Genomic DNA, 11,851 nt, shown 5'->3' on the forward strand with positions numbered 1-11,851 from the left:
TTTTATCTATTTTACAATTCACTCGTTTTCACACTTTTATATTTCAAAAATAATTGCGCAATTTTGCCCCTTCATTTTTCACGTAAAAGACTAGTGTAATGGAAATATTCAAGACAAAACAATCCTTACAGGACTACCTCGCAGACCTCCGTAAGAACCATAAAAAGATTGCTCTTGTACCCACGATGGGCGCGCTTCATGAAGGCCACCTATCGCTACTTGCCGAGGCACAAAAAGTAGCTGACATCGTTATATGCAGCATTTTTGTAAACCCTACTCAGTTTAATGACCCTAAAGATTTAGAAAAATACCCCCGCCCTATCCAAAATGATATGGCACTCCTAGCGGACGGAGGATGCGATATTCTGTTCCTTCCGAGCGTAGAAGAGATGTATCCTGACAAGGCTGAATCATGGTATCTTGAATTGGGTGATCTAGACAAAATATGGGAAGGTGAAAAACGCCCTGGCCATTTCCAAGGTGTTACACAAGTCGTTTATAAACTTTTTTCTTTGACCCAACCAGACATTGCATGCTTTGGTCAGAAAGACTTCCAGCAGGTGATGGTTATTCAGCATATGGTGACCCTTTTGGGGCTACCGGTGCATATTCAGATATGCCCAATCATTCGCAGCGCAGAAGGTTTGGCCTTAAGCTCTAGAAATATGCGACTCTCAGAAGCTGGTAAAATAAAAGCCCTAGCCTTATCGCGCGCTTTAAAACATATTAAAGAAGGTTTTGGAAAAGAAGCTATAGCTACCTTGCGCCAAGAAGCACTCCAACTATTGGATGCTGAAGGAGAAATAAATGTAGAGTATTTAGCAATCTGTGAAAGTAGCACCCTGCAAGAGGTACAAGAGATTGAAGCCGACAAAAACTATGTAGCCTTGCTTACGGCATGGGTGGAAGAGGTACGTCTGCTAGACAACATGATTTTGAACTAAATGTCATTTTCCAAATGCATTGTTCTTATTTCTATTCAAAATACAATAATTTTGCAGCATGACGATTGAGGTAATGAAATCAAAAATTCATCGTGCTCGTGTAACGCAAGCCGAATTGAATTATGTAGGTAGTATCACCATTGATGAAGATTTAATGGATGCAGCCAATATTATAGCGAACGAGAAAGTTCAAATTGTAAACAACAATAATGGCGCTCGCTTAGAAACGTATGTTATTCCAGGAGAACGTGGAACAGGCACAATTTGTTTGAATGGAGCCGCAGCACGCTTAGTGCAAGTAGGTGATATTGTAATCATCATCTCTTATGCACACATGACTCCTGAAGAAGCGAAAAGTCATAAACCAAGCTTGGTATTCCCAGATGATAACAATAAGTTAATTCGTTAATCTAAAAAGCATTTTTTAGTTTTGTAGCGCTACTCTTAACCGGTAGCGCTTTTTTTATGCACAAATTATCTACCATTTATCGCTCGTCTATAGCGGCCATACTTAGTGTATGGATGATGATTATTATCATCAGTGGTGTGGTATTTATGCATAAGGAAGTCACCTCTACGGGCGAAATTATAACACATATTCACCCGTATGACTTCACGAAAAAGCAAAAGCCGCATCACCACAAATCCGATGCGGAAATTCAATACCTGAATGTGGTATTTCTTGGTGCTTACCTCCAGTCGGACTTCACCGTACTTGAGATTCCTTTATCGCCTTTAGTCTTTTTCATCGACTTCAAGGAGATAACGATTAGCAGCACCATCGCTTCCGTAACGGAATATTATCTACGGGGTCCCCCATTAGCTTAATCATTCTTCCATTTTTTTAACGTCTATCTAGACTTTCTTTCTACGCTACTTCTCGTTTGAAACGAGCAAAGTATGTGCTATAGCCGTCAATGCGCTTTCCTTAGTCGGAAAAGCGTACCTAATACCGCTGTGCATATCGCCGAACGAAAAAGTCTGATGGTACAATCTACATTTTAATTAAGCTATTACTATTCCATGAAATTAAACTACAAAGGGCTTTTTACAGCCTTACTATATCTATTGCCTTTGGCAATAGTTGCGCAAACGACTTTAAAAGGTAAAGTAACCGATGCGAATCAGAATCCTATCGCGCAAGCCAGCATTTTAATTGATGGCACTAAAAATGGTACCTCCACCGATAGTGAAGGTTTTTTCACGCTCGACGGTGTTCAGCATGAAAAAACAGTGCTTACTATTCGTGCAATAGGTTATCAAACGACTAAAAAAACAATAACAGCCGCTGAGAAGAAGACTGCGCTTCAGCTTGTATTACAAGAAGACAACTTAAGCTTAAACGAGGTTGTTGTCAGCGCAACGCGCTACGGCTTAGCACGTCGAGAAGCACCTGTTGTTGTTAATGTACTAGGACCTAAGCTATTCAATGCTACGCAATCTGTTGCGATGTCGGAGACATTAAACTACCAACCTGGTGTGCGTGTAGAGAACAACTGCCAAAATTGTGGTTTCTCGCAGGTACGCTTAAATGGTTTGGAAGGAGCCTATTCGCAAATCCTAATCAACAGCCGCTCTGTTTTCAGTGCTTTGAATAGTGTTTACGGTTTAGACCAGATTCCGACGAGCATGATTGACCGGATCGAGGTGGTGCGCAGTGGCGGTTCGGCCCTATTTGGTGCTAACGCTATCGCGGGAACAATCAACATCATCACCAAAGACCCCATAGAAAACGATTGGCAAATTAAATCTACCAACTCTTTAATCAACGGCAAAGCATGGGACAACACGGTTGACTTTAACACCTCTTACATTGATAATGATTTAAAAACAGGCGTTACCTTTTACGGAATGAACCGTAACCGTCAAGCGTGGGATGCCAATGGCGATGGATTTTCGGACATCACCAAGCTTAGAAATACCACCTTTGGTACGAAAGCTTTCTTAAAACCTTCGGAGCACGATAAGATTACCCTTGATATGAGTGTCTTAAATGAATTCCGACGTGGTGGCGACCGTTTAGATTTGGCTCCTCACTTTACGGATATCACGGAGCAGGTGCAGACTAATGCGCTTATCGGCGGACTTACTTATGACCACTATTCGCGCGATTGGAAGCAGAAGCTTTCTTTCTACGTGTCGGCACAAAAAACAACCCGCGATAGTTACTATGGTGGACTTGGTGGTGCTAGAGAACATCAAGATTCGGTAGTTGCGGCCAACTCATACGGCCTAACGAACGATTTCGCCCTTGTTGCTGGCGGACAGTATACCTACAACTTTGACAAGGATGTTTTCACCGCAGGTGTAGAATTTAATGCGAACCGCACGAAGGATAATATACCGGCATATAACCGTTCTATAGATCAGAAAAACAACGCCGTTGGTGCTTACGCACAATATGAATGGCGCATCGTGGATCCACTAAAAGCATTAGTGGGCGCACGTTATGACCTGACGTTTATTGACGGTAAATATCAGCTATTGGATAGAAATCGTGTGTCAGACCAAAATTTCGGCACTTTCAGTCCACGTATCACGATTCTTTATGATATTGATGAGCATCTACAGTTCCGCGGTGGTTTTGCACGCGGCTTTAGAGCACCACAAGCTTTCAACGAGGATATGCACGTTACTTCTGTTGGTGGCCAGCAGGTATTTGTATTGATGGGCGAGAACTTGAAAACAGAATATTCTAATGCTTATACAGGCTCCTTTAATTACACACGCAATTTCGGGCGTACACAAACGAGCTTATTGGTAGAAGGATTTTTCACAGACCTTAAAAACCCATTCACCAACGTGATGACAAGTGAGGAGGAAACGGTAATCCTACAAGAGATGCGTAACGGAACGGGTTCTCACGTATATGGAACAAATATTGAGTTGAGCGTTGCTCCTTCGAGCAAATTCAGCGTGCAAGCTGGAGGAACAATTCAGCGTTCTAAGTATAAAGATGCACAAGTTATTTTCGAGGCCGAAGAGCCAGAGAATAATGTTACGACCATGCGTTACATGCGTGCACCTAATGCTTATGGCTACTTAAACACCAATATTAAGGCTACAAAACAATTTGCTATTGATGTTACCGGTGTTTATACGGGCAAAATGCTTGTTCCACACGTACAAGAAAGCGGCGAAGTATGGATTAAAAACACACGTGATTTTGCGGAGTTAAACCTACGCTTGGGCTACACGCTTAATGTAAAGCATGACTTCAGTATGTAAATTTTTGGTGGTGTACAAAACATGTTCAATTCCTTCCAGAAGGATCTTGACCGTGGCCCATTACGCGACTCCAACTATATCTACGGACCTACAAAACCAAGAACATTCACATTGGGTGTTCGAATCGGTCACTTTCACTAAACAGCGAAGCGGTTAAACGCTCCTTTTAATAGTTCCGCCTGAGGGTATCAACCCTTGGGCGGAGCATAAAAAAGAACTTATGAAAAAACTACTCTTATTACTTTTCCTTATCAGCAGTGGCAGCCTATTTGCGCAACAACAAGCACAGATAAATTGGTTAAGCTTTGAGCAACTATCGGACTCCTTGGCTATAAAACCTAAAAAAGTATTGTTATTTTTTCACACCGACTGGTGTAGTTTCTGTCGAAAAATGCAGAACGAGGTGTTCACAGACCAGCATATCATCGACAAAATTAATACCGACTACTATGCGGTCCAGTTTGATGCTGAATCTGTAGATAGCGTACATTTTGACAATCAAGTTTTCATAAATCCAGTTGCAAAGAAAAGAACAGGAAAATACCATCAGTTGACAACACTACTAGCGGCACAGAAAGGGAAATATATTTTTCCAACAACCATCCTCCTTGACGCTGATTTCACCGTTAAAGCCCGTTTCTTTCAATACTTAGGACGAGATAAGCTAAACGGCATTCTCTAAACCGAAACACAACTCCCCTTTCCTCCTTCTTTGGGAGACCTAAAAAGAAGAGGTGGAAATACGCTACCTATTATTCTAAATGAAGACTTAATATATAATTGGTAGCATGTACTCTATAATTTTTTTATGTTTGCTGTAGCGTTTGTATTTATACGCACGTTTTACCTAAAAACTAACAGATTATTAATCGTTATGAAAAAGTTATCTACAAAATTATTAGTATTCTTATTTGCTTCGTTAACCTTAAGCTCCTGCATGAAAAGTGGGAATAATGACGACTATTTAAGACAAATCGAAGAAGAGAAACAGCGTATTGACTTATTAATGAGAACGGAAAAACCGATTATTGAGTCTTACGTGATGAAAAACTTACCTACTGCTGAAGTAGACACGGTTAACTTCCCTTTACAACAGTTAGGCATTAAGATTCAACGCGGTATTTGGTACCAAGTAATCGCGCCGGCGACAGACAATAGCTACGAATACAAATTAACAAACAACGGCTATAACGTACAGGTTAAACCTCCAATTGTTAAATTGAAATATACCGTTAAAATGTTAGACGGAACAGTCATTTTACAAGATAAAGAAGGTAGCACATATGACTTTAGCAGCAACAATAATGCTTTTGTCACTTACGCTGTAACAGCGGCTTTCTACCCGTATACATTAAAGCTTAATGGCGAAAGTTTCACAATTTTCGGTCTTACGAAAGATGGTTTGAAAAAAGGAAGTAAATTCCGCATCGTTACCCCTTCGTTATGGGCTTACGGCAACAGAGCCGTTACTATTGATTCGAAATCTGTTCCAGCAAACACACCATTAGACTACGAGTTTGAGGTGTTGAACATCGAATAATAAACAGCATATATCCAATATATAGTGCCTAATAAATTGTACATGAAAGCAACTTATTAGGCACTATATATTTATAGCGTAAACAACATAAAAAATACAATAACCCAAATGATGAAAAAACTATTTAAAGGCTTCGTTTTCGTTGCTTTAGCTGCAATCACGTTCTCTGCGTGTAACAAGAATGATTTTGACTTTGAGAAAGAAAAAGAAGCAGCACGTATACGTGACTCTATCGAAAATGTACGTATTAAAAAGCTTATTGCCCTTCAGGCGCCAGAATTAGAAGCCTTCGCGAAGAAAAATTTCACAAATCCTCAGTTTGATACGACTACAGGTATGTGGTTCGAAATCATAACGGAAAACACAGACAATTCATACGAGTACAAAGTAAACTCTAATGGCATTCTTGCCCCTACTATCAGTGTTGAATACAGAGGTTCGTTATTGACAAAAATGGATAAGCCTTTTGACGAAACAGAAAAAGATAAACCCCGTGAGTTTAGCCTTGGAAATACAATTGCTGCTTGGCAGTGGGCTTTCTTACCAAAAGTATTCAAATACAATGGTGTAGAAGTTAAAACTTCAGGCTTGACAGCTAAAGGCTTGAAAAAAGGTGGTAAAATCCGCTTTGCTACGCCGTCACCTTGGGGATATGACACGCAATCTTTAAAAGACAAAAATGGTGAAACTACTATTCCAGCAAACTCTCCATTATACTTCGAGATTAAAGTAGTAGATATCAAATAGTATTAACTATTTCCTTTGGAAGATATCTATTCTTCATATAAAACAAAATAAGGAGGTCTAACGGCCTCCTTATTTTGTTTTATAATCTAGAGAAATAAGCTTACTTACTTCCCTTTAAATTTAGATTTCTCTAAAATCTCTTGTGCGTCGGCATTAGCCAACAAATCCTTAAGTTTAACTTCGGGATTACGCTCCATATATTTACGCACAATCATCCAACCGATATACATACCCAACTTAGGTGCAGACTCATTATTTTCACCAAGCTCGGCTGTAAAGGGCGTCTCTGTAAAATATTTCTGGATACGCTGGTAATCGGTACTATAAAGAAGCTCTTCTTGTAAAAACCAAGACCATATCTCCTCCTGATATGCTTTAGACCAACTAAGCTGCTCCGCAGTATAGCCAATCTTCAAGGAGTCGCTTACAGTAGGTAAAATAGAATCTAAGGCTAAAAGAACCTTGCCTTCATAGATCATATGCTGCAAGGTATTTAAATCCGTTCTTTCCTGCGGAAACAAATCTTGGCGAATAACGCTTTCCACAACGCGCGGCACGACATTCTCGGGTGTAAAACGACGTGAAATATACATCGGAATATCACGCACTAAAGCGGGATAAAACTCAGAGTCACTACCTAAGAACATATCTAGACCAATACCGACATACCCCTCACCTAAAGGAACTTGCACTGAAAAACCAGAGAAAAAGGAAATAAAACGAGGTATTTTATAAGCGGGAAAATAATACTTCACATATTTGAATGCTTGGGTGAGGTCTTTCTCTTCACGCTGTAGATTAGGGAACTTTTTGGAGACAGCTTCAGCAAGATGCTTAAAGTCTTTTTGCTGAATAATTTGCTTCAACATAGTGGACACATAGATACTATCCTTCGGGTTGCCTACCTCTAACATATACTGCATGAAATTGGCATAAAAATCACCGTACTGCGCTTGCCACACTTTGTTTTTCTGAGCCACATCAACTTCTTTTAATTGGGCTATTTCTTGATCAAAGCGCTCTATCTTAACATCTACTTTAATTTGCGATACATCGGGAAGTTTTGTTTTCTGTTGACAAGAGGTTGCGAAACCTAAAGCAAGCATCGCTAATACAAAAATACGGAGGGAGGATTTCATCAATTTCAACAGATTAAAAAGTAAGCATATCAACTACAAGTTTACAGGAAAGAAGCTAGATAATCAAATGATCCGATAATCGATGCTAGCGTAATCGCTTCTTTACCTTAAAAATGCTTATTTTTATCGCTTGACAAACATATCCATCATCATGAAACAACTTACATTATGCTTGACTCTTTTGCTACTTGTTTTTACCAGTCAAAATAGTCGTGCACAATATTATCAATATGACAGGAACTTATCCTTAGGGATTACGCTTAACCCAAATATCGGATGGCTTTCCTACGAGGATGACGACCGCTTTAATTCGAGCAAAAAGGTAGGTTTCTCCTATGGCTTACTTGCCGATATTGGCTTTGCCAAAAACTATTACTTCTCTACAGGTTTATTTATAAACACCTTAAAAAGTAATGTTGTATCTCCCGAAGACAACAATCGGATATTAACAAAAACATACCGACTTCAATATGCTGAAGTTCCTTTATCCATAAAACTCAAATCTAATGACCATGGACAGAACCGCTTCTATGGGCAGTTTGGTTTTACAGCAGGTGTAAAAGTATCAGGAAAAGAGAAAATTGAAAACCAAAGTAACGATGATGGTTACCGCGGTATATCGGGAGACGATATTTTCCGCTTAGGCTTAATTATTGGCACAGGTATGGAATGGCGTATCGGACAAGGGGTGTCTGCAATTACAGGGATTTCTTATAACAATGGTTTCACGAGAACGATGAAACAAGGTGGTCCTTCGCTATCACACATCTCCTTAAATTTAGGTCTCTTATTTTAAAAAAATAGATAAATTAGAACTATAAAACTGTTTTTTGTGTTTAGCCTCAAGAACAGTTTACTTATTATACGCATATACTGATGAAGATAGCTTTAGCCCAATTAAATTATCATATTGGTAATTTTCAAGATAACAATCAGAAAATCGTCGACGCCATACAAAAGGCACGTCATGAAAAAGTAGATTTAATTGTCTTTGCAGAGCTTGCCATTGGCGGATATCCTGCCAAAGACTTGTTGCGCAACCAGCGCTTTATTGAGGAATGCGAAGCGAGTATTGAACATATTGCCGCACATTGTACCGACATAAGCTGCATCATTGGAGCACCTGTACGCAATGAAGACCTGGAGGGCAAGCCGCTCTATAACGCGGCTATCTTACTAGAAAATGGCCAAGTGAAACAGCTGGTACACAAAACATTTCTACCCGATTACGATGTATTCGATGAATACCGCTATTTCGAACCCAACAGAAACTTCAATTGTGTAGAAATAAAAGGACAAAAAGTCGCTTTAACCATCTGTGAAGACCTGTGGGATGACGATAGTAAGAACTCCTACGTAGGCGACCTTATGGGGGAATTGCGCAAGGAAAACCCATCGCTTATCATTAATATTGCGGCCTCTCCTTTCTCGTATACACAGTATGAAAGTCGTCTTCAGGTACTACAGGGGCATGCTATAAAAGCAGCAAGTCCTTTAGTATACTTAAATCAAGTAGGCGCACATACCGATATTATCTTTGATGGCCGCTCTTTACTTTTAAATGCGAATGGCGAAATTGTTCAAGAGCTTAAAGGCTTTGAAGAGGATTTCACAATTGTAGATACAAGCATTTCTACCGTTACAAAAAAAGAGAAACAAGGACATCACGAGATTGCGCTCATTCATCAAGCATTGATTTTAGGGCTGAAAGATTACTTCCGTAAATCGAGATTCAAAACGGCTGTTCTTGGCTTGTCAGGTGGTCTAGACTCAGCCCTTGTGGCAGCCTTGGCCTGCGAAGCATTGGGCCCAGAAAATGTAACGGCTATTTTAATGCCTTCTAAATTTTCTAGCGATCATTCGATTAAAGATGCTTTGGACCTAGTAAAAAATACAGAATGTGCGCATCAAATTATTTCCATCGAAGCGATGGTTAATGCTTTTGAAGAAAACTTAGCTCCTGCTTTTGCTGGAAAAAAAGCAGACACAACGGAAGAGAATATTCAAGCGCGTGTTCGTGGAACACTGCTTATGGCTATCTCCAATAAATTTGGCCATATCCTGTTGAACACATCCAACAAAAGTGAGGCTGCCGTAGGCTATGGCACCTTATATGGCGACATGGCGGGCTCTTTGAGCGTCATTGGTGACGTATATAAGACACAAGCGTTCAAGCTTGCGGAATACATGAACCGTGAACGCGAAATCATTCCGATAAACACCATTGTAAAACCACCATCAGCAGAGTTAAGACCTGATCAAAAAGACCAGGACTCACTGCCTCCTTATGATTTATTGGACAGCGTACTGTATCAACTTATTGAGCTCGAAAAATCAGGATCAGAAATACTGCACCTTGGTTTTGAGCAGGAGCTTGTGCAACGCATAGCACGCCTCCTTAGCCAAGCAGAATTTAAACGCTTTCAAGCGCCTCCAATTTTACGGGTAAGCCCTAAAGCTTTTGGTGCCGGCAGACAGTTTCCATTGGTTGCAAATTTTTTATTTTAAGCATTAAACTATCCTTTCAAAAAATAGTCAAAGGGTTACAAATGAGCATTAACATGAAAAGATTAGTCTATATTTTAGCTTTAGGGTTGCTTACTGTTTTTGTTGCAGCCTGTTCGTCTGTACAGTACAATACAACACGTGTGCACAGCAATGACTTTAGTCAATATAAAACATACGGTTGGTTGCCTCCTGTAGACTCCCTTTCTAAAGATTATTTTAACAACGATATTGCTAGAAGCAACATCTTAGCCTCTGCGAATCATGAATTGGAATCCCTAGGATTACAATATGTGAAAGAAAATCCAGACCTTTTGTTCCGTTATGTTACCATCGTGAACAACAAGAGTCGCTTGGTTTATGGAAGTGCAGGATGGGGTTACGGCTGGGGCGGACCTTGGGGTTGGTATAACCCATGGGGATGGTATGGCTATGGTGGCTACAGCTACCCTGTTGGCAGTGAAAAATATCGCTATGCTCACCTCATTGTAGAAGCAATAGACCGTAAAACAAATTCGGTAGTATGGCAAGCAAGAGGTTCTTCGGAAATCAATACTCCGGAGAAATCAATCAATAAACTTCCTGAAGTTGTAAATGGTATTTTTAAACAATACCCATTGAAGAAAAAGAAATAATAAGCTAAATAAATAATAAGAGCAGCCAATGGCTGCTCTTATTATTTATACAGAAGGCCTTAATGTAAGGTAAAAAGGTACTTCGACATGTTCTTTAGATTGCTGCTGAATCAGCTGAGCTGCTGCCTTTCCCATATATTCAAAATTAGTGGATATCGTCGTTATGCCTCCCCATATGAATTTCTTTAGTGGAGTTTCATTATAGGATATTACCCCAACCTCTTTACCAACAACTAAATCCTTAGCGGTAATTTTATTCAACAACTCTACTAAATCATCCTCCGCTAAGTTAATATAGCAGGTTCCTACGTCAATTTTCTCTTTCCTTAGATTGGATACCAAAAGGTGGTGAAAATTATTTTGTTGACAAAATTTATAGAATCCTTTAATGATATCTTTCGGGTAATCACTGTTATCAGGAAATATTAGCTTGAGCGTTTCATACTTCCGCAGCGCGGGCAATGCCTCTTTTAAGGCGCCATAGATATCCTTCTCATAATTTTCAAACACTGCGGGAAAATCGTAGTCTATATCTTCGATATACTTGCCAAGCAGCACGAGTTTTCCTTTCGGAATTAACTTATTGATGACTTCTGCGGCCTGGCTTCTTCCTTCTTTAAAATGCGGAAAAAGCACATAGTAATCATAGATTTTCGTCATGTTTCCCAATAGTGTACGCAGGTAAGAGAGATCGCTGTTATAGACAAAAAGATCTAGTGCAACATCTTCACCGAGCTCTTTAGCGAAAGAATCATAGACGATCTTTTTATGTGCACTTAGTTTATTCAGAAGTAGGGCTATTTTTTGGCGTTGCTTAACATCATTCGTTGCTACATAATATCCTTTCCCGGGGATAGAGGCAATAACGCCTTTAGCTTTTAAAATCTTATAAGCTTTTTCTACGGTGTCCCGTGAGATATCCACATATACACTTAACTCATTAATAGAGGGCAGCATATCATCCTTAACCAAGGCACCATGCTTTACCGCATCAACAATCGTCGATTCCAATTGCTGATATTTAGGCGTAGCCGAAAACTCACTAATTTTGATCGTTTTCAGAAAATCAGATATTCTATTGGTCATAACATGTAGGTATTTATAAAAACGACT

12 protein-coding genes are annotated in these 11,851 nt (G+C 39.7%); 10 read left to right on the forward strand and 2 right to left on the reverse strand.

Annotated elements, in window-relative coordinates:
• Window positions 1-98: 98 nt before the first annotated feature.
• The 7 genes from panC to WH223_RS02590 all read left to right on the forward strand — a co-directional run bounded on the left by panC (window position 99) and on the right by WH223_RS02590 (window position 6,459).
• Complete coding sequence (gene panC / locus WH223_RS02560) at window positions 99-944, forward strand: pantoate--beta-alanine ligase (RefSeq protein ID WP_340045957.1); 846 nt, start codon at window positions 99-101, stop codon at window positions 942-944.
• Between the two features lie 58 nt (window positions 945-1,002).
• A complete protein-coding gene (gene panD / locus WH223_RS02565; protein ID WP_340045958.1) occupies window positions 1,003-1,353 on the forward strand; it encodes an aspartate 1-decarboxylase in 351 nt (116 codons plus the stop codon).
• A 56-nt stretch (window positions 1,354-1,409) separates the two neighbouring features.
• On the forward strand, window positions 1,410-1,772 hold the full coding sequence (locus WH223_RS02570; protein WP_340045959.1) for a hypothetical protein: 363 nt from the start codon (window positions 1,410-1,412) through the stop codon (window positions 1,770-1,772).
• Window positions 1,773-1,967: 195 nt separating this feature from the next.
• Complete coding sequence (locus WH223_RS02575) at window positions 1,968-4,172, forward strand: TonB-dependent receptor (protein WP_340045960.1); 2,205 nt, start codon at window positions 1,968-1,970, stop codon at window positions 4,170-4,172.
• A gap of 220 nt (window positions 4,173-4,392) precedes the next feature.
• Window positions 4,393-4,854, forward strand: a complete 462-nt coding sequence (locus WH223_RS02580; RefSeq protein ID WP_340045961.1) for a thioredoxin family protein — start codon at window positions 4,393-4,395, stop codon at window positions 4,852-4,854.
• Window positions 4,855-5,046: 192 nt separating this feature from the next.
• Window positions 5,047-5,712 (forward strand): FKBP-type peptidyl-prolyl cis-trans isomerase, encoded by a 666-nt coding sequence (locus WH223_RS02585; protein WP_340045962.1) that lies wholly within the window; start codon window positions 5,047-5,049, stop codon window positions 5,710-5,712.
• A gap of 108 nt (window positions 5,713-5,820) precedes the next feature.
• Entirely contained in the window at window positions 5,821-6,459 is a 639-nt protein-coding gene (locus tag WH223_RS02590; RefSeq protein ID WP_340045963.1) for an FKBP-type peptidyl-prolyl cis-trans isomerase, read from the forward strand.
• A gap of 104 nt (window positions 6,460-6,563) precedes the next feature.
• Here the strand turns inward: WH223_RS02590 and gldB are convergent, their stop codons facing one another.
• Window positions 6,564-7,598, reverse strand: coding sequence for a gliding motility lipoprotein GldB (gene gldB / locus WH223_RS02595; RefSeq protein ID WP_340045964.1), 1,035 nt, complete (start codon window positions 7,596-7,598; stop codon window positions 6,564-6,566).
• A 151-nt stretch (window positions 7,599-7,749) separates the two neighbouring features.
• On the opposite strand from gldB, the gene WH223_RS02600 reads away from it, so the two are divergent.
• The 3 genes from WH223_RS02600 to WH223_RS02610 all read left to right on the forward strand — a co-directional run bounded on the left by WH223_RS02600 (window position 7,750) and on the right by WH223_RS02610 (window position 10,738).
• Entirely contained in the window at window positions 7,750-8,394 is a 645-nt protein-coding gene (locus WH223_RS02600; RefSeq protein ID WP_340045965.1) for a porin family protein, read from the forward strand.
• An 80-nt stretch (window positions 8,395-8,474) separates the two neighbouring features.
• A complete protein-coding gene (locus tag WH223_RS02605) occupies window positions 8,475-10,106 on the forward strand; it encodes an NAD+ synthase (RefSeq protein ID WP_340045966.1) in 1,632 nt (543 codons plus the stop codon).
• A gap of 53 nt (window positions 10,107-10,159) precedes the next feature.
• A complete protein-coding gene (locus WH223_RS02610) occupies window positions 10,160-10,738 on the forward strand; it encodes a DUF4136 domain-containing protein (RefSeq protein WP_340045967.1) in 579 nt (192 codons plus the stop codon).
• Window positions 10,739-10,783: 45 nt separating this feature from the next.
• On the opposite strand, the gene WH223_RS02615 is transcribed toward WH223_RS02610, so the two are convergent.
• Window positions 10,784-11,824, reverse strand: a complete 1,041-nt coding sequence (locus WH223_RS02615) for a GntR family transcriptional regulator (protein ID WP_340045968.1) — start codon at window positions 11,822-11,824, stop codon at window positions 10,784-10,786.
• Window positions 11,825-11,851 lie beyond the last annotated feature (27 nt).

It is taken from the genome of Sphingobacterium sp. MYb382, from assembly GCF_037572665.1.
GTDB lineage: Bacteria > Bacteroidota > Bacteroidia > Sphingobacteriales > Sphingobacteriaceae > Sphingobacterium.

Bases quoted from the DNA above. Each gene is read 5' to 3' on its own strand.
- panC (WP_340045957.1), top strand. From the start codon at position 99: ATGGAAATATTCAAGACAAAACAATCCTTACAGGACTACCTCGCAGAC.
- panD (WP_340045958.1), top strand. From the start codon at position 1,003: ATGACGATTGAGGTAATGAAATCAAAAATTCATCGTGCTCGTGTAACG.
- WH223_RS02570 (WP_340045959.1), top strand. From the start codon at position 1,410: ATGCACAAATTATCTACCATTTATCGCTCGTCTATAGCGGCCATACTT.
- WH223_RS02575 (WP_340045960.1), top strand. From the start codon at position 1,968: ATGAAATTAAACTACAAAGGGCTTTTTACAGCCTTACTATATCTATTG.
- WH223_RS02580 (WP_340045961.1), top strand. From the start codon at position 4,393: ATGAAAAAACTACTCTTATTACTTTTCCTTATCAGCAGTGGCAGCCTA.
- WH223_RS02585 (WP_340045962.1), top strand. From the start codon at position 5,047: ATGAAAAAGTTATCTACAAAATTATTAGTATTCTTATTTGCTTCGTTA.
- WH223_RS02590 (WP_340045963.1), top strand. From the start codon at position 5,821: ATGATGAAAAAACTATTTAAAGGCTTCGTTTTCGTTGCTTTAGCTGCA.
- gldB (WP_340045964.1), bottom strand. From the start codon at position 7,598: ATGAAATCCTCCCTCCGTATTTTTGTATTAGCGATGCTTGCTTTAGGT.
- WH223_RS02600 (WP_340045965.1), top strand. From the start codon at position 7,750: ATGAAACAACTTACATTATGCTTGACTCTTTTGCTACTTGTTTTTACC.
- WH223_RS02605 (WP_340045966.1), top strand. From the start codon at position 8,475: ATGAAGATAGCTTTAGCCCAATTAAATTATCATATTGGTAATTTTCAA.
- WH223_RS02610 (WP_340045967.1), top strand. From the start codon at position 10,160: ATGAAAAGATTAGTCTATATTTTAGCTTTAGGGTTGCTTACTGTTTTT.
- WH223_RS02615 (WP_340045968.1), bottom strand. From the start codon at position 11,824: ATGACCAATAGAATATCTGATTTTCTGAAAACGATCAAAATTAGTGAG.